Annotated in this window: 14 protein-coding genes; 7 read left to right on the forward strand and 7 right to left on the reverse strand. The window is 34.1% G+C overall.

Annotated features, from left to right (window positions below; translation table 11 throughout):
- Window positions 1-44 precede the first annotated feature (44 nt).
- From ACP7BT_RS09440 to ACP7BT_RS09450, 3 genes are all read right to left on the reverse strand, one after another.
- Entirely contained in the window at window positions 45-1,430 is a 1,386-nt protein-coding gene (locus ACP7BT_RS09440; protein WP_002482138.1) for a PLP-dependent aminotransferase family protein, read from the reverse strand.
- A 159-nt stretch (window positions 1,431-1,589) separates the two neighbouring features.
- On the reverse strand, window positions 1,590-3,074 hold the full coding sequence (cls, locus tag ACP7BT_RS09445) for a cardiolipin synthase (protein WP_069822086.1): 1,485 nt from the start codon (window positions 3,072-3,074) through the stop codon (window positions 1,590-1,592).
- A gap of 220 nt (window positions 3,075-3,294) precedes the next feature.
- Window positions 3,295-4,479 carry a CynX/NimT family MFS transporter gene (locus ACP7BT_RS09450; RefSeq protein WP_041079903.1) on the reverse strand — a complete coding sequence of 395 codons (1,185 nt, stop codon included), beginning with the start codon at window positions 4,477-4,479 and terminating at the stop codon, window positions 3,295-3,297.
- A gap of 93 nt (window positions 4,480-4,572) precedes the next feature.
- Between ACP7BT_RS09450 and ACP7BT_RS09455 the strand changes: the two genes are divergently transcribed.
- Window positions 4,573-5,118 (forward strand): helix-turn-helix domain-containing protein, encoded by a 546-nt coding sequence (locus ACP7BT_RS09455; protein WP_002482135.1) that lies wholly within the window; start codon window positions 4,573-4,575, stop codon window positions 5,116-5,118.
- Between the two features lie 111 nt (window positions 5,119-5,229).
- On the forward strand, window positions 5,230-6,090 hold the full coding sequence (locus ACP7BT_RS09460; RefSeq protein ID WP_037537515.1) for an ABC transporter substrate-binding protein: 861 nt from the start codon (window positions 5,230-5,232) through the stop codon (window positions 6,088-6,090).
- 184 nt (window positions 6,091-6,274) lie between these two features.
- Here the strand turns inward: ACP7BT_RS09460 and ACP7BT_RS09465 are convergent, their stop codons facing one another.
- From ACP7BT_RS09465 to ACP7BT_RS09475, 3 genes are all read right to left on the reverse strand, one after another.
- Window positions 6,275-7,090, reverse strand: coding sequence for a pyruvate, water dikinase regulatory protein (locus ACP7BT_RS09465; RefSeq protein WP_037537513.1), 816 nt, complete (start codon window positions 7,088-7,090; stop codon window positions 6,275-6,277).
- The gene (gene ppdK, locus ACP7BT_RS09470) at window positions 7,083-9,716 is read right to left on the reverse strand and encodes a pyruvate, phosphate dikinase (protein WP_041079902.1); all 2,634 of its coding nucleotides are present in this window, start codon (window positions 9,714-9,716) and stop codon (window positions 7,083-7,085) included. Before ppdK ends, ACP7BT_RS09465 begins: the two co-directional genes overlap by 8 nt.
- A gap of 1,038 nt (window positions 9,717-10,754) precedes the next feature.
- A complete protein-coding gene (locus ACP7BT_RS09475) occupies window positions 10,755-11,834 on the reverse strand; it encodes a CdaR family transcriptional regulator (RefSeq protein ID WP_037537494.1) in 1,080 nt (359 codons plus the stop codon).
- Window positions 11,835-11,965: 131 nt separating this feature from the next.
- Here ACP7BT_RS09475 and ACP7BT_RS09480 point away from each other — a divergent pair, with 131 nt between their 5' ends.
- The 5 genes from ACP7BT_RS09480 (at window position 11,966) to larC (ending at window position 17,262) form a co-directional block, all read left to right on the forward strand.
- Window positions 11,966-13,123, forward strand: coding sequence for a glycerate kinase (locus ACP7BT_RS09480; protein ID WP_041079900.1), 1,158 nt, complete (start codon window positions 11,966-11,968; stop codon window positions 13,121-13,123).
- A gap of 63 nt (window positions 13,124-13,186) precedes the next feature.
- Window positions 13,187-14,449 carry a nickel-dependent lactate racemase gene (gene larA, locus ACP7BT_RS09485; RefSeq protein ID WP_041079899.1) on the forward strand — a complete coding sequence of 421 codons (1,263 nt, stop codon included), beginning with the start codon at window positions 13,187-13,189 and terminating at the stop codon, window positions 14,447-14,449.
- Between the two features lie 15 nt (window positions 14,450-14,464).
- Complete coding sequence (larE, locus tag ACP7BT_RS09490; protein ID WP_002482127.1) at window positions 14,465-15,289, forward strand: ATP-dependent sacrificial sulfur transferase LarE; 825 nt, start codon at window positions 14,465-14,467, stop codon at window positions 15,287-15,289.
- 21 nt (window positions 15,290-15,310) lie between these two features.
- Window positions 15,311-16,069, forward strand: coding sequence for a nickel pincer cofactor biosynthesis protein LarB (larB, locus tag ACP7BT_RS09495; protein ID WP_041079898.1), 759 nt, complete (start codon window positions 15,311-15,313; stop codon window positions 16,067-16,069).
- A 17-nt stretch (window positions 16,070-16,086) separates the two neighbouring features.
- Window positions 16,087-17,262, forward strand: coding sequence for a nickel pincer cofactor biosynthesis protein LarC (gene larC, locus ACP7BT_RS09500; RefSeq protein ID WP_041079897.1), 1,176 nt, complete (start codon window positions 16,087-16,089; stop codon window positions 17,260-17,262).
- A gap of 119 nt (window positions 17,263-17,381) precedes the next feature.
- On the opposite strand, the gene ACP7BT_RS09505 is transcribed toward larC, so the two are convergent.
- Window positions 17,382-18,371 carry a Gfo/Idh/MocA family protein gene (locus ACP7BT_RS09505; RefSeq protein ID WP_002482124.1) on the reverse strand — a complete coding sequence of 330 codons (990 nt, stop codon included), beginning with the start codon at window positions 18,369-18,371 and terminating at the stop codon, window positions 17,382-17,384.
- Window positions 18,372-18,557 lie beyond the last annotated feature (186 nt).

Raw genomic sequence — 18,557 nt, forward strand, 5'->3', positions numbered from 1 at the left:
GGTCTTCTGTAAAGTACCAGTTATTAGTTTTTAATGGTACCAGTTTATTCAATAAGTACACTTTTTAAACGTTGAACTGCCTCTGGTATGTGATTTTGTTCTATTTTTGAAAATCCAATAATCAATATTTTAGGGTCATTATTTTTTTGAAGCGCTTTCACTTTAAATCTATTAATAGTATAAAGTTCCAATTTTTGTTCTTTCGCACGTGTTTCAATTTCTTCATATGAATACGGAGAATTCACTTCAATAATAAAATGCAATCCTGCTTGTGTATCTTTGATTTGGATATGTTCGCCGAAAGCCATACTCAAATATGCTATAAGGTTCTCTCTTTTTTTACCGTATAACTGATGCATTTTCTTTATATACTTTTCATAATGCCCTTCTTTTATCATCAAATTTAACGTTAAAGCGTTTAGCATGGAATAATCTGGAATTGTGTTTTGATTTTGTAGTTCAAATTGTCTAACTAATTTTGTTGGTAAAATCATATAACTCATTCTTATACTAGGCATCAGTGTTTTTGAAAATGTCCCTAAGTAAATAACACTCTCATTTTTGTCAAAACTAAATAAAGACGGGATATTATCTGTTTCATATTTAAATTCACTATCATAATCATCTTCAATAATATAGCTATGTGTTTTACTAGCCCAATTTAATAAATCTATACGTCTTGAAACGGGCATAATTGTCCCAATTGGAAATTGATGCGATGGCGTCACAATCACTGCATTAGGTTGAATATCTTTAATGCCCTCTAACGAAATCCCTTTACGATCCAATGCGATTGGCTCCATATGTATACGCGTTTGTTCTAGCAATGTTCTGAAACGAGAATAGCCAGGATCTTCAACTGCAATGGTTATATTTTTAGTCATGAGCTCAATTAATTTGGTTAATAATGCATTGGTGCCTGATCCTATGACAATTTGCTCAGGATAGCAATGGATACCGCGTTGATAGGAAATTAGTTTCGCAATCGATTGTCTAAGTTCCATAGGACCCTTTACTTCAGGAATAGATGATAGATAGTGATCATAATTTTGAAAAACTTGTTTCATCATTTTAGTCCATGTATCTACTGGAAATTCTGATATATCAGTGCTCATGTGTGAGAATGAATATTCAAATTCTGTTGCTGTATGCTCATGATATGTTTCTAATGACGGTTGCTTATCGTTTTCGATAATCAGTTTATCTATGGGTTCGATATAATAGCCCTTACGTTCTTGAGTGTAAATATAACCTTCTGCTAGCAACTGTTCATACGCTGCTTTCACACTATTTATGCTAATATCTTTATGTTTGGACATCACTCGCTTAGACGGTAATTTTTCATGGCTATTATATTTAAATGCTAAGATATCTTCTTTTAATTGTGTATATAGTTGTCTATAAATGTATAAGTTACTATCACGTTGCATAGCACACCTCAATTGTTTTGTTTATCAAATCATTATTTATATTATTAAAATGTTTTTCAATTATTCTAATAATTATATCATATAAAAAATCAGTAGTTATACGATGATAACTACTGATTCCAACAAAATTAATATTAAATTAAATGCTCATTTTGACTTTTATAATATTGGTGAGGCTAATTTGGCGATGGATTGTTTAAATTTAATCCAGTTTGAACGTTGATTATAACGTTCTTCTGTTAATTCTTTTGATACTTTTAAATCTTCTAAAAATGCTGCTTTAAGTTGTTTCGTAATTTGTTCGTCATACATAAAGGCATTTACTTCAAAATTCAATTCGAAACTACGGATATCCATATTAGATGAACCGACACTTGCCACTTCATCATCGATAATCATCATCTTAGAATGAATAAATCCATTTTCATAAGTATATACCTTCACACCATCTCTAATTAATTGCGCAACGCTTGTAATGGTCGCCCAGTATACAAAAATATGGTCTGGCTTATTAGGGATAATTAAACGAACATCAACCCCTGATTTAGCGGCGATTCGCAACGCATTAATATAACCTTTATCTGGTATAAAATATGGACTATGCATGTATATGGAGGATTTGGCATTCATAATCATTTTCATATATCCAAATTCAATTTGATGCCAATTATCACTTGGTGCACTCAGTGCGAGTTGCATTGACACATTACCACCTTGGTGCGCATTATCTGGAAAATACTTCATATTATATTCTAACTGCTCACGCTTAGCCTGGGAGTTCCAATCATGTATAAAACTTAATTGTAAGGCATCAACGCCGTCACCTCTCACTCTCAGGTGTGTATCTCTCCAATAACCAAACTTATCATTTAGACCCAAATATTCATCGCCAACGTTAAAGCCACCAACATAACCTGTCATCCCATCAATGACGACAATTTTACGATGGTTTCGATTATTCACTCTAAAGTTGATTAATGGTATTTTAGCTTGGAAAAATGCCTCCACTTGTCCGCCATTTTCTCGGAATTTTTTAAATTTCGACTTATGTACAGATTTAGACCCTACAGCATCATAAAGTAACTTCACTTCAAGTCCCTCTTCTGCTTTTTGTTCTAAGATATTAATGATTTCAGTACCTAAACCATCTAAATTCAATACATAATATTCCATATGAATATACGTTTTCGCATTGCGCAGATCTTCTTTCATTTGACTGAATAAATCATGACCATCTGTATAAATATCAATATTATTATCATTACTTAAAAAAGAAGGTTCTTTTGTTAAAAGTGTTGTTGCAATATCACGGTGTTTTCTCACAATAGGATTATCAGAATCACTGATTTTATTTGTCGAATCTTGTAGTTGGGCTTGAACTCGTTTCATCCCATCTTCTATCTGATTGTGCGCAAAGCCACGTTCACGTTTCTTACGAATACCTCTTCCGAAAAATATATAAATGAAAAATCCTAAAACAGGCATAACAAAAAGTAAAAATAACCATGCCCATGTTGCAGTAGCATCTCTTCTATCCCTGTCTAAAAAGACTATAACAAAGGCTAATATCACATTGATAACAAAGAAGAATGCTAACACACCCCGATATATGGCACTTACACTTGGATCAAATATTAATTGCATAACTTCACCTCATCATTCTTTCCCTAATATCTAAAAATATTTTCAACTATAATGTTTTAGTTCTAAAATTTTATATTACTTATACATATATTAATTTTAGTATAATTGGCTCCAATGTAATCTGATTTATTTCACATTGATTCATACCCATTATATGCCATTATAGGTATATTTACCATTTAAGCTTTAATCTAAATTCTATAAAATCAAGTTAAACACTTCACTTTTGAAGTGATTGTTCGATTGTTCGATTACGTCCTGCTTGTGAACCAAACAAAGTAATGATAACTGCTGTAAATAGTAATATACTTAAAGATGCAATCCAAGTACCCGTCATATCATGTAGAACACCAAATAATAACGGACCCATAGCGGCAAATAAATAACCAATAGACTGTGCCATACCAGATAATTTTGCTGCCGTTTGACTATGTTCTGTACGTAAACTAAAGAACGTATTAACAAGTCCAAAAGCGATTCCCCCAGCAACACCTATCAATATTGTAGAGATAATGGCCAGTTGAGGTACGCATAACATAATGATTACACCCGCAATAAACAACAATCCTGTCACGAAAGTTAATGTAAATTGCGATTTCATCTTAGTTGCAAATATTGGTGTGATAAAAGTAAATGGAATAATTGAAATCTGTAACACAGATAAATATACGCCCGCTTCACTAATAGACATACCACTCTGCGACAAGTATGCTGGCATCCAGTTGATGAGAGAATAAAATATAAGCGATTGCCCGCCCATTAATATCGTGATTTGCCAAGAAATTGGAGATTTCCACACATTCACACTTTTACGAGGTAACGCTGTAGCCATTTCTTGTTTACCTTTTAATTGAAATGACCAAATAATTATCGTCACTAATGTTACGATACCGATTAAGCTTATTGCTACATTATAATGAAACGACTTTAGCAATGGCGCAGTACCGTATGATGATAAACCACCAAATACATTCATTACAACAGTATAATATCCCGTCATGATACCGATATGTAATGGGAACTTCGCCTTAATGACTGCGGGTGCTAGGACATTACCAAATCCAATACCTATACCAATCAGCACTGTCCCAATATATAACCAGGAAATTTCTGTCATTGATCTTACAATAATACCTATAAAAATTAAACATAAGGCTAGAAAAATCGTTTTTTCTAAACCAAATTGATTACTTGTTCGTGCTGCAAATAATGAAATGACTGCAAAAGCTAATAATGGTACTACCGTAATAACACTAACAGCACTATTCGACATTGCTAAATCCGTTTTAATATCAGGCAATGCGACCCCAATAGAAGTAATAGGTGCTCTTAAATTCGCACCGACAAGTAATATTCCTATAAATAACAACCAATTGAATGGTTTTATTTTTCTATAATTTTCCATAATCTATCATTTACCACCTTATCAGGTCTATTTTGAAAACAACACATTATATGGTACGATATGTACGTTATAATGTAAATAGGAGAGATATATTTGTATAATATTCAAAGCATCGTAGCAAAAAATATTGCCGATTATCGAAAAAAGCATCAATTAAGTTTAGATAAAGTAGCTAATGCAACAGGCGTCAGCAAAAATATGTTAAGTCAAATTGAAAAGGGACAATCTAATCCAACGATTACCACATTATGGAAAATAGCAAATGGCCTTCATATTTCATTGTCGCAATTAACTTCTACATCCAATGATACAATCGATTTTATCGACGAAAGTGATATCATCCCTCTCATTGATAAGGAAGTTTCAATATATCCATACTTTCCTTATGATGAGAACAAGAAATTCGAAATGTTTAAAATGGAAATCCAACCTGGTGGCAAAATGCATTCCGACCCTCACCACCCTGGTTCCGAAGAGTATATTATTGTTAATGACGGTGTATTAGAAATCGAAGTCGATGGTAAACAATATACAATCAATCATCATCAAGCTTTTCGATTTAATAGTGATTTGCCTCATAGTTACTTTAATCCAGGAACATCAATCGTAGCACTAACTTCTACAATGTATTATCAATAACCAACGTAACACCCTCTGAATCATTTATGACAACCCTATACATCATTGTTATGTTTCACATTTTAATTGTGTGGAATATAAATAGTAAAAGCAATTTAGGGAGGTAATATGATGACTTTTGAATTTAAACATGATTTAGGTACAAGTGAATTACCAGAAGATATAACTTCAGCAGTAGCATTAGAATTTTCATTCGTTGATGCATTAGTTGCTTTAGATATAGATGTTAAAGGTATTGCCGATGACGGTGATAGTACAAATTTAACATCACCACTTAGAGAAGCAGTAGGCGATTATGTCTCAGTTGGTACACGTTTAGACCCAGATTTTGAATCTATTAGATCATCAGCACCACAACTCATTATTGGTGATTCTGATCGCCACAAAGAGATTTATGAAGAGTTAAGTGAAATTGCGCCTACCATTCTTTTCAAAAGCTTCGATGCTGGTTATCAAGAAACATTAGAAGTATTCCAACGTATTGGTACTGCCGTTTCTAAATCTAAAGATGCTAAAGAGCGTCTAGATAGACATCAAGCTTTAGTTAATGATTTTAACAATCAAATTTCTATAGATAAAAATAAAGAAACATTAGCTGCAGTCGTATCAGAACAAGGTGTGACGGCGCATTCAAATAGCACGTATGTAGGTGAATTTTTAACTAAATTAGGCTTTGCAACAGCACTTAATGATAAAGTTGCAGACACATTACCTGCTTACAGAGAATCAGATTATTTAGAAATGTCTTATGAACAACTTGCAAATGTTAACCCTGAAAGATTAATCGTGATGGTAGAAGACGATAACGATAAAGATTTAAATAAATTACAAAATAGTAATCAATGGGATGACTTAGAAGCAGTTAAAAGTCAGCGTGTACATTTTGTAAGCAGAGATGACTGGGCTAAATTACGCGGTCTTATCGCTTCAGAAGATATTGTTGAAACTCTAGCTAACCTTAATGAAGCATAAGCAATGAGGTCATAACAATGTAAGCTAACAAAAAAACGACCATTTCTATTAAAATAGAAGTGGTCGTTTTTCTGCTTTTCTTTAATATGATTAAAATTTCAAGGCCGCTAATCCAATATTTTTCCTGTACTCAGTGACTCGTATATTTATCTTAATATCTCTTATTCTCTCTTTTTGAATCATCTTATAAGCATTTTTCAATATAAAAGGCAGATTCTTCAATGGATTTATACTCTGTATTAATAACCGTTGCATTTAATTTTTCAAAAACTTCTTCTGCATGAATTAGCTCTTCTCTGATTCTATCCATACTATTATAGTTTGACGGACCCGATAACCCTAAAATTTTAACGCGCTCATTACGAATATTTAAAATATAGTCAGGACTCGCAGTTAAACCAAATACTTTCAAATGCTTATGTTTAAACACCTCATCTGGAATATCAACCTCTGGTACCAATGGAATATTCGCAATCTTATAGCCCTTATTTGCTAAGTACATGCTTAATGGCGTTTTAGATGTTCTTGAAACACCTACAATCAATGCATCCGCCTCTCCAATATCTGTAAAATGTTTACCATCATCATATTTCACAGCATACTCCATTGCTTCGATTCTCTTGAAGTAATTTTCATCTAGTTTACGTAATGCCCCACTTTCTAGTATGGGGTTACATTGTGTTTGTTGTTGAATAATGCCTATCAAATCAGACATATAATCGATATACGGAATTTGCAATTTTTTCGCAAGCTGTTGACCTGCAATATTGAAATCTGGATTCACTAATGTCGTAACAACAACGGCACTCAACTCTTTAGCTCTGTTTAAAATATGCATCAGTTCTTCATCATTTTTAATGAATGGATATTTTTTTATCTCTATTTGTGAAATGTCAGGAAATTGCGTTAACGTCGCATGAATCATTCGTTGCGCTGTCTCTCCTATAGAATCCGATATGACAAATAATCTCAGCTGTGGTGATTGTTGATCATCAAACATGTAATCGGTCACCTTCTACTTCACTTTGCGCAGTTGAAAGCAATGCACCCGGCACTCTAAATGGCGAACAAGAAACATAATCTATGTCTAATTGATTAAAATATTGAATGGATTTATGATCTCCACCTAGTTCACCACACACACCAATTGTTATGTCTGGATTCGCTGATTTTGCTTGTTGTGTAGCGATTTTTATCAGTTCACCTATACCTTCTACATCTAACGTCTGGAACGGGTCGTGCTCTAAAATGCCTAATTCAGAATAAGTACCAATAAACTTACCAGCATCGTCTCTTGAAAAACCGAATGTTAACTGTGTTAAATCATTTGTTCCAAAACTAAAGAAATCACATTCTTTTGCTAACTCACTAGCAATCAAGCAAGCACGTGGTGTCTCGATCATTGTTCCAATCATATAATGAATATGTTCTCCTGCTTCTTGTTGTAATGTTTCAATTCGTGAAATAATTTGCGCTTTCAACGTTGTAAATTCAGCAACGGTGGAAACTAAAGGAATCATAATTTCTGGTTGGCATGACACACCTTGCGCTTTCAGCTCCAATGCACTTTCTATAATCGCTTCTGCTTGCATGATATAAAGTTCAGGATACGTAATGGCTAACCTACATCCTCTATGTCCAAGCATTGGATTCACTTCATTTAAAGTTTCAATATACTGGTCTAATTCCTTAATCGTTACATTCAATTGCTCTGCAACTGTTACTTTTTCGTTATTTGAATTGGGTAAAAATTCGTGTAACGGTGGATCTAACAAACGAATAATCGTTGGTCGTTCACCAGAAAGTTTTAGTATTTCTTCAAAATCATTCTTTTGGTACTGCTTAATTGTGTTTAAAGCAGCAATACGTTTATCCTGTGTATCAGACAAAATAAATCTGCGCATTTCTATGAGTCGCTCTGGCGCGAAAAACATGTGCTCTGTTCGAACAAGTCCAATCCCTTTAGCACCAAACTGATAACCTGCTTGAATATCTTGTGCTGTTTCTGCATTCATGCGTACATCTAATCTTGCATTTTCTTCTGACCATTGCATAAATCTCTCAAAAGCATGACTACGCTCTGCTTGGATTGTCTCAACTTCACCAAAATAAATATCCCCTTTCGCGCCATCTACTGAAATGATATCACCTTCATATAGTGAACCACCTTTATAATATACAACCTTATCTGTAATATTAATTTCTAAGTCTGAACAACCTGTGACACAACACTTGCCCATACCTCGCGCTACGACTGCAGCGTGTGATGTCATACCACCATGCGTTGTAACAATTGCCTCACTTGCAACCATCCCTTCAATATCTTCTGGTGATGTCTCAGGACGCATTAAAATCACTTTATTCCCTTGTTCTGCTTGTTGTTTAGCCGTTTCTGCAGAAAAAACAATTGCGCCACTAGCTGCACCAGGACTGGCAGGTAAGCCGACCTTAGTTATAACTGACGTCTGTTTTAATGATTGTTCATCAAAATTTGGATGTAATAATTGATCAATAGATTTCACTTCAACATTCATGACCGCTTTTTCTTTGCTTATCACATCTTCCTCAACTAAATCAACAGCGATATGAATCGCAGCATTGGCAGTACGTTTACCACTTCGTGTCTGTAATATATATAAGTTTTCATTTTCTATTGTAAATTCAATATCTTGCATGTCTTTATAATGCGTTTCAAGTTGTATTGAAACTTTTACAAATTGCTCATGCACATGTGGCATTTGTTCTTTCAATGTTTCAATATCTTTAGGTGTACGAATACCTGCTACAACATCTTCACCTTGAGCATTCAGTAGATACTCTCCAAATAACTTTGCTTCTCCCGTTATAGGATTACGCGTAAATGCGACACCTGTACCACTTTTTTCACCACTATTACCAAATACCATTTCCTGTATATTGACTGCAGTACCAATATCCTGTGGTATTTCATTTAACTGACGATATACACGCGCGCGATCATTATCCCAAGATTTAAATACTGCTTCAATTGCCTCTGTTAATTGGTCAATCGGTTCTTGTGGGAATGGTTTATATGCTTCATCTAAGTAAACTGCTTTAAAATGTTCACAAATTTCTTTTAACCCTTCGGCTGGAATTTCTGCATCGCTTTCATAATGATGTTGTGTCTTGTATTTATCAAAATATGTATCAAAAGATGACATTGGAATACCATAAACAACCTGACCAAACATTTGCAACAATCTTCTATAGCAATCATATGCAAAGCGCGAATCATTTGTTTTATTTGCTAATTTTTTTACATTTTCATCGTTCAAACCTAGATTTAATATCGTATCCATCATACCTGGCATAGAAATTTTTGCACCACTTCTTACAGAAACTAGGAGTAAAGCACCATCATCAGAAAATGATTTCTGTATACGTTTAGATAACGCATCCAATTCTACATCTAACTGTTTCAGTAATAAATCAGGTAGTTTTGAATGGTTATTTAAATATTCTATACATGCTTCCGTTGTAATGGTGAATCCGTCTGGCACTGGTAAACCTAAGCGTTTCATTTCAGCTAGATTTGCACCTTTTCCTCCTAATAAATCTTTCATACTTTTTTGGCCTTCATCAAATGCATAAATATATTTTGTCATACTTAATCACCCCTATAAGTTATTATGTTATACTTATTGCTATAGAGTATGTCACATTAAAAAGAAAAAGACAACCATTATATTTAACATCAATAAAATATATTTAATTTTTTGTCTATTATTTAAACAAATACACATTGAAAAACTGTACGTTAAATGACTAAAAAAAGCCTCAGTAACAATGAAAGCATTGTTGCTGAGGCCATATTGTTTCACCAGTTTATTGTCCTTTTAAGTGAAAATATCTCCTGACATACTTAAATAATGATATGGGTTGGGTGGTAGTAATCAAAATAGACGCATTTATAAAGGCTACCCTATAAATGATAGCTCACGTTACAACGTTTTCTATTTCAAATCATATGTTCTTTAAACTGGTCCTTAAAAATGAGGAATTAAAAGTAGGTGAAATAGATAAAATTTAGAGTCTATGCATTGGGTTTTATAAATGTATGCATTTCACTTAAAAGTGACTGAATACCATAGTATAAAGCGTATTCAAGTAGGTACTGTAATATATAATCATTTGAAAGTGGTGAAAGAGGAATACTTGTTATTAAATTACAACAAGTTTAAGGGTTCACTTCACGTTAATTTTGACGTGATTAGACTGTTTGTTTTGTAGTGTAATTATTTTTTACGCTAAAACTTAGTTACAAAATAAGTCATGTGTCATCATATCATACCCATCATATTCACTCCCCATCTTTTTAAATACATCAAAGCAAGATTGATGTGAGTCATTACTCAATAACTCAAAAAATGGCGCCATTTCTATAACAAGTAAATTCAGATTGGAAACAAAACGTTTTGTATCTATAAAGATTTTTATTCTAAATTTAATAGAATTATTTAGTAATAACTTAATTTTATTATATTGTTTCTCGTGTAATTTGTAAAGCGCTTTTTTGTATTTACTAAAATAACATTTTTCTCGCCTTATCATATTTGTAAAATGAAAACCTCAAAAAATACTGTAATCTTTTTAATTGATTATAGCTATTTTATAAAATATTTTGTACTTAATGTCTATACTATTTAACACCACAAAGCAATTTGTAATTTGATTGCATCAGAATATTTTTTGGGGTTCAAACCTGTTTGTAGTTTACATTTTTCTAAACGATATAGCAGTGTGTTGCGATGAATATAAAGATACTTAGCCGTTTGTGCAATATTCAAGTCATTTTCAAATAAACTTTTTAATGTTTCAATACTTTGATTGTCTAACTCACCTAGTATTCTTTTTTTATATCTCTCCCTTATTTCCTCATTTATCTGATAAAGTAATGTTTTTTCTTCCACATCTTCAAATGAAGCGAAAGATACATTTTCTTCGTTTAACATAAACACAAGTTCACATTCTTCGTAAGCATTTTTAAAATCATTTAAACTTGTAAACACTAAACTAGAAGCAATACGTACATCTAAATTTAAGGATGTAAATACTTGATGAATGCGATATATTTTTTGATTCAGTTCATCTTGTAGCTCATCTGTTGCTAAAATAACAATATGATTATAATTAGTAAAAGCGACTGCGAAAGTCGCCTTATCCATTATTTTAGCTAATCTTTGTACAATACTACTTCGTGAAAAAATTTGTTTCTCCAAATTAATAATGATGCATTTTCTATAAGTTAGAAACGCTACATTTAATTGTTTTGTTAAATATTGGATAAAGGATTGTGAGGGTTCACTTTTCAATAATTCCTCGATTAGTAATTCCTGACTACGTAACTGTCCTTCTAATTCATATGTAAAATAATTTTGATAAAGTAACAACTCTGTGGACATTTTCACCAAATCAGCCACATGCACTAATGCTGATGGATCACCTGTAATACCAATCACACCTACTACGTTATCTTGAAATATAATTGGTAAATTAATACCCGGCTGTGTACCTTGTAAATAACTCGTTTCTTCTTCAGACAAGATCACTATATCCCCACTCGCTAATACTTTGCGCGCACCTTCATGAACTTGACCAATTCTACGCTTATCAAACGAAGCAATGATTTCTCCATTAAAATTCATTATATTAATATTACTATTCGTTCTTTTTACTGTTTCCTCAACGATTAATGCAGCTAATTCATCTGTTAATACATTCATCATTTTATCTCCTATCATTTTCATACAAATTAATAACATCATTTTTGTATATTTTAACCCTATTTTCAATAAAATTAAATCGATATAATAGAATAATACAATAATGAAATCGTTTACAAGGAGGATGGCGTATGAAAATTGTTTTAGCACCGGATTCATTTAAAGGTAGTATGTCAGCTACTGAGGTTGCTCGCTATATGAGTCAGGGTATTTCTGATATATTCCCTGAAGCCGATATACATACCTTACCCGTTGGGGATGGAGGTGAAGGCACCATGGAAGCTTTGGTAAATGCCACGAACGGTACATTCACCACACTCAATGTGACAGGACCACTTGGCGATACTGTCTCTGCACAATATGGTGTACTCCATGACAAGGAAACCTGTGTCATAGAAATGGCTGAAGCGTCTGGATTAAAGCATGTGCCAGACAATGCACTTAATGTGATGCAAGCCACTACATATGGTACTGGAGAATTAATTCTTGATGCATTGGATAGCGGTTATACGCAATTCATCCTTGCAATCGGCGGGTCTGCAACGAATGATGCAGGTGCTGGTATGTTACAGGCACTTGGTGCCAAACTTTTAGATCAGCATCATCATGAAGTTGATCTTGGTGGTGGTAATCTACAAAAGATACAGCATATTGACCTAAGTCATTTTGATGCACGTATCAACCAATGCAACTTTACGATTGCCACTGACGTACAGAATCCATTAATTGGTACAAACGGTGCTTCCTACGTTTTTGGTAAACAAAAAGGTGCAACAGAATCAGATTTAAAACAATTAGAACACAACCTGACACATTGGGCCGATTTAGTAGCCCATAAGAAAAGCATTTGTCTGCATGACTTACCTGGCGCTGGTGCTGCTGGCGGTTTAGGTGGTGCTTTCAAAGCTTTTTTCCCTAGTCATTTTGAAGATGGCATTCAAGTCGTCACAGACTATATCAAACTGGATCAATATTTAGAAAATGCTGATCTAGTTATTACAGGTGAAGGTAAGATCGATTTCCAAACATTATACGGTAAGACACCCATGGGTATTGCCAAATATGCAAACAGATACAATGTCCCCGTTGTTTTTATAGGCGGATCGATTGATGTCGATATCAATCAATTTAAAGATATGGGGGTAATTGGTGCTTTTAGTTTAACCGATGGACCGATGTCGCTGGAGGAAACAATAAACCAATCAGAAAAATTAGTTAAAAAAACAACCCAAAACATTGTTAGCCTCTTTTTTCATGAGTCAGCAATTTTATCTAAATTTTCTGAATAATGTTAAACTACAATTACTAGTCATGTGTTATATCATAATTTGAAGTATAAGGAGGAGATCATTTTGAAAACAAGCATATTATATGGTAAATCCAATGTCGAAATCGATTTACCTGATCACAGTGTATTGATTGAACCTACTGATATCGATGCACTCGATGACGATACAAATGCAATTCGTAATGCTTTAGCAGATCCTATAGGCACTAAACCATTAAATGAAATGGTAAGTGCAAACCAAACCGTCGCCATTGTCATTAGCGATATTACTAGACCAACGCCTAATCATATCCTTGTGCCATTGATCCTAGAAACTTTATCACACGTACCGCCTGAGAATTTCGTCATCATAAATGGTACAGGCACGCATCGTGATCAAACACAAGAAGAATTGATACAAATGTTAGGTAAAGATGTCGTCGATCAAATTAAAATTGTTCATAATCATTGTAACGACAAGGATACTTTAAGTAAGGTAGGCCATAGTAAATATGGATGTGATGTCTATTTAAATAAAAACTATGTTGAAGCCGATTTTAAAATCGTCACTGGATTTATCGAACCGCATTTCTTTGCTGGATTCTCTGGTGGCCCAAAAGGCATAATGCCTGGTATTGCAGGTATTGAAACAATCATGACTTTTCACAACGCTAAAATGATTGGCGATATACGCTCTACATGGGGCAATATGACGGATAATCCCGTCCAGGATATGACTAGAGAAATCAACGCTATGTGTAAACCTGACTTTATGCTCAATGTCACTTTAAATAAAGAAAAAGAAATTACCGCAGTCTTTGCTGGAGAATTATATGAAGCACACGATAAAGGATGCGCCTATGCTAAGGCTCATGCCATGTTTAAATGTGATGATCGTTTTGACGTAGTGATTGCTTCAAATTCTGGTTATCCGCTAGACCAGAACTTATATCAAACCGTTAAAGGCATGAGTGCTGCGCACAAAGTAGTTAAAGAAGGTGGCAGTATCATCATGTTATCAGAATGTAGCGATGGTTATCCCAATCACGGTAACTACGCTGAAATACTGAAAATGGCAGACTCCCCGCAAGGCCTTGTGGACATGATTAGCGATCCGAATTTTGCAATGCTCGATCAATGGCAAGTTCAAAAACAAGCAGTCATTCAAACATTTGCTGATGTATATTTATACTCTAAACTGACTGATAAACAAACAACAGATGCTATGCTTCATCCTGTACATGAGATTAATAACACATTAAAAGAACTGGAAACAAAATATGGAACTGACATGACCATAGGCGTCATGCCATTAGGACCACTGACAATTCCATATGTTGAATCATAATTGAGGAGGAATACTATGTTAACTGAAATGATTACAAAAGAACAAAAATTAGAAACAATTCTTAAAGATATGAACAGTGTTATTGTTGCTTTTTCTGGTGGTGTAGATAGTAGTCTTGTGCTAAAAAAAGCAATCGATGTTTTAGGACATGATCATGTCAAAGCCGTTATTGTTAAATCTGAGTTAACTAGAAATGAAGAATTTGATCAAGCCATTGCTTTAGCTCATCAACTCAATGCCCAAGTAATTGAAACTGAGATAGAAGCTTTAAAAGATCCACATATCGTTGAAAATACCCCTGATAGTTGGTATTACAGCAAACGTCTATTATATTCTAAGCTCGAAGCATTACGCGCACAGCTCAACTTTAACTATGTAGTTGATGGGATGATTATGGATGACATCAATGACTTTAGACCAGGATTAAAAGCAAGAACAGAATTTAATGTTAGAAGCATTCTCCAAGAGGCTGAATTGTTTAAATCTGATGTGAGAGCTATGAGCAAATCCAACCATCTACCTGTTTGGAACAAACCCGCATTATGCAGTTTCGCTTCTCGTATTCCTTACGGCGAACCGTTAAGCATTTCAAAAATAAATAAAATCAATGAAGCTGAAAAATTTATTTTAGCTTTGGGCTTAAACCATGTTAGGGTCCGCTACCATCAAAATATTGCTAGAATTGAAGTCAACGACGCTGATATACCTACTGTAATCCATAACAAAGACCAGATAACCGTCTACCTTAAAGAACTTGGATTCGACTACGTTACGATTGATCTTGAGGGCTACCGTACAGGCAGTATGAATGAAGTGATCGATACGCATCATACACATTAACAAAGTAAAGGTGGCAGTCAAATGGTAGAAAAATACGACGCAATAGAACAATTACTGAAAGCTGTACATGCAAATGAATTATCTGTCGACGATGCAAAAGACCAATTAAGTCACTACGACGAGCTAGGCTTTGCAAAAATCGATCTTCATAGAACACAACGCCAAGGCTTTCCTGAAGTCATTTTTGGTGAAGGAAAGACAAAAGAACAATTGCATGATATCGTGCATACACTTATTAAACATGACTCTATTGTTCTGATTACGAGAATTGACCAAGAAAAAGCTGACCATATTACTGCCAAATACGATCAGCTTGAATACCATGAAACGGCACGCATTGTCTCAACACCAATCAAACATATAGCTAAGACAAATCATTATGCCTCCATCATTTGTGCAGGTACTTCAGATTTACCAGTTGCCGAAGAAGCTGCTATCACCGCTGAAGTCATGGGGATTCAAGTTCAACGTTTTTATGATGTAGGTGTTTCAGGTATTCATCGATTATTTGCACATATTGAATCTATTCGACAAAGTAAAGTTTCAGTAGTTGTTGCTGGAATGGAAGGCGCCCTTTCAAGCGTTGTTGCTGGATTAGTTGATCATCCGGTTTACGCTGTACCCACTAGTATCGGTTATGGAGCCAATCTACAAGGTGTAACAACTTTATTATCTATGGTTAATTCATGTGCACCAGGTACAAGTGTGCTTAATATTGATAATGGTTTTGGTGGTGGTTACAATGCTGCTATGATTATTAATATGATTGAGAGTCATTAAAATTGGAGTGGTAAATTATGACAAATGGTCTTTATTTAGATTGTCATGCGGGTATCGCGGGTGACATGTTATTATCCTCTTTGGTAGATTTAGGTGCAGATGTAGATTATGTGCATCAACACTTATTATCACTACCTTTAGATCAATTTAGTTTAAACTTTGCTAAAAAAAATAAACAAGGCATACAAGCGATGGGTCTAACAATTGACTTTGAAGAAGCACATCATCATAGAAAAGCGTCAGACATTTTCAACATGATTAACGAGAGCACTTTACCCAACAGAGTCAAAGAACGTAGCATGCTGATATTTGATGTTATTGCACAAGCTGAAGCAAAAATTCATGGCATGAAAATAGAAGATGTCCATTTTCATGAAGTTGGTGCGATGGATTCCATTATAGATATTATAGGTAGTTGTCTTGCATTAGAAGATTTGGGTATTGATGAAATAAAATCGTCACCCGTACCTACTGGAAATGGCAAGATTAAAATTGCACATGGTATATATCCCATTCCAGCGCCAGCAACCGCTGAAATACTTAAGGATATCCCACTTGCAACATTTGATGTTCAAAGTGAACTGACAACACCCACTGGTGCGGCATTTATTAAGGCTTTAGCAACACATATCGGTCCTTTGACTGCTGTATCAATGTCAAATATTGGTTACGGTTGTGGTACAAAAGACTTTGAGTTTCCAAATGTCATACGTGCTATACAATATACAGCGACAGAAACGACTCCAAATCAAGTACAAGTATTAGAATGTCAAATTGATGATATGACGCCAGAAACACTTGGTTACTTTATAGAGCAAGTGATAAATGAAGGCGCATTAGACGCATTTTACACACCTATTACGATGAAGAAAAGTCGGCCTGCGACTCAATTAACAGTAATAAGTAGCGTCACACAAGCAAAGGAATTCGAAGATTTTATTCTTAAACACACTACATCTCTCGGTGTGCGCAGTTACGCTGTTAATCGCAAAATTTTGCATCGTCAATTCCAAACCATCCATACAACATATGGCGCCATTTTAGTCAAACTAGCAATGAAAGATAATAAAATTATAAAAGCAAAACCTGAATTTGAAGATGTTAAAAATGCAGCACTTCACTCTGGACAGTCTTTCACTAATGTATATAATGACATTCAAAATGAAGTCAGAAAACACATTCAAATAGATTAAAATGAAAAAGTGAGAACCTTCATCTAATCAACTAACTAGATGAAGGTTCTCACTCTTTTTTATAGCAGTAATGACTGCTCATCATTTGAAGAAAATCATCTTTACACGCTTCATGCGTTCTATTTTTGCGATGGTCCTACTTTGATGTTTGCACTATCCAATGCTTGTTCTAATACTTCAATAACTTGGATACTATGTTCTAACTTTTGGGCGGCTAAATCATTATTTTTCTGTTTAATGATTTGGGCAATTTTTACAAATTCTTCATACATGCGGTGATTATGTGGGTTTACTTGATATGACTGTGTGCCACCCTGGTTATATTTTAATTCGAATGCTTTTAATTCATTGGTCGGTCCCTTTATATTAATTGACGCATTGTCACCTTGAATATAAGACTGATTGTCAGAGTTTGAATCTTTAGCCCCTATACATACGACTTTTACATCATTATAATCCAGTTGTAATATGCCTGATGTGTCTATACCCTTTTGAATGTTAGCAAAATATGCAACGCCCTCGGGTTTACCAAATAATCCAACAGCCAAATGTATGTTATAAACATTGATATCCATTAATGCGCCGCCACCTTTAGACGGGTCAAAAGCAGGTGCTACAATGCCTTCTTTGAACTTGTCATATCTTGATGAATACTGTGAATAATTAAATTGTGCAATTTTGCAGTTTCCAAGCTCATTCATAGATTGTTTTAAAACTTCAAAATTACTCAAATATAGATTGGTAATTGCTTCAATAATAATGATATCATGGGCTTGAGCTAAATCTCTTAATTCTATTAATTCCGCTTTTGTTAACGTAAATGGTTTTTCACATATGACATGCTTACCTTGTTGAATCGCTTTACGTGCATAGGCATAATGTAAGTGATTAGGCACTGCTAAATAGATTGTATCTATCATTTCGTCTTGTATAAATTGCTCATAATCATCATATATCGTTTTAATATTAAATTGCTTTTGTAAATTTTTTACATTTTCTGGATTTCTCCCTGAAGAAACAATACTTTGAAATGTAAATTCTGAAATTTGTTCCATTACAGGTAATGCTTCTTTGACAATTTTCCCCGCACCAACGATTCCAATATTCATTAAATTACCCCTTTTTGTTTTATATTTTTTCCAAAACAATATGTATAGGTATAGGACCATTTACATCTCGTTTAACTTAATTCTTTTTCATTTATTAGCTTTATTCTACTTTATCGGTTCTGTGAATTCAAAATCTATCACTTCCTAGATTGGTTAACTATTTTACCAAACTGAAAATTCATCAAA

This window comes from Staphylococcus sp. Y174-1, assembly GCF_049897865.1.
In the GTDB taxonomy this organism is placed as follows: domain Bacteria; phylum Bacillota; class Bacilli; order Staphylococcales; family Staphylococcaceae; genus Staphylococcus; species Staphylococcus saprophyticus.

Bases quoted from the DNA above. Each gene is read 5' to 3' on its own strand.
- larB (WP_041079898.1), top strand. From the start codon at position 15,311: ATGGTAGAAAAATACGACGCAATAGAACAATTACTGAAAGCTGTACAT.
- larE (WP_002482127.1), top strand. From the start codon at position 14,465: ATGTTAACTGAAATGATTACAAAAGAACAAAAATTAGAAACAATTCTT.
- larC (WP_041079897.1), top strand. From the start codon at position 16,087: ATGACAAATGGTCTTTATTTAGATTGTCATGCGGGTATCGCGGGTGAC.
- ACP7BT_RS09505 (WP_002482124.1), bottom strand. From the start codon at position 18,371: ATGAATATTGGAATCGTTGGTGCGGGGAAAATTGTCAAAGAAGCATTA.
- ACP7BT_RS09475 (WP_037537494.1), bottom strand. From the start codon at position 11,834: ATGAATGTATTAACAGATGAATTAGCTGCATTAATCGTTGAGGAAACA.
- ACP7BT_RS09465 (WP_037537513.1), bottom strand. From the start codon at position 7,090: ATGTTTGATGATCAACAATCACCACAGCTGAGATTATTTGTCATATCG.
- ACP7BT_RS09450 (WP_041079903.1), bottom strand. From the start codon at position 4,479: ATGGAAAATTATAGAAAAATAAAACCATTCAATTGGTTGTTATTTATA.
- ACP7BT_RS09460 (WP_037537515.1), top strand. From the start codon at position 5,230: ATGACTTTTGAATTTAAACATGATTTAGGTACAAGTGAATTACCAGAA.
- ppdK (WP_041079902.1), bottom strand. From the start codon at position 9,716: ATGACAAAATATATTTATGCATTTGATGAAGGCCAAAAAAGTATGAAA.
- cls (WP_069822086.1), bottom strand. From the start codon at position 3,074: ATGCAATTAATATTTGATCCAAGTGTAAGTGCCATATATCGGGGTGTG.
- ACP7BT_RS09480 (WP_041079900.1), top strand. From the start codon at position 11,966: ATGAAAATTGTTTTAGCACCGGATTCATTTAAAGGTAGTATGTCAGCT.
- ACP7BT_RS09440 (WP_002482138.1), bottom strand. From the start codon at position 1,430: ATGCAACGTGATAGTAACTTATACATTTATAGACAACTATATACACAA.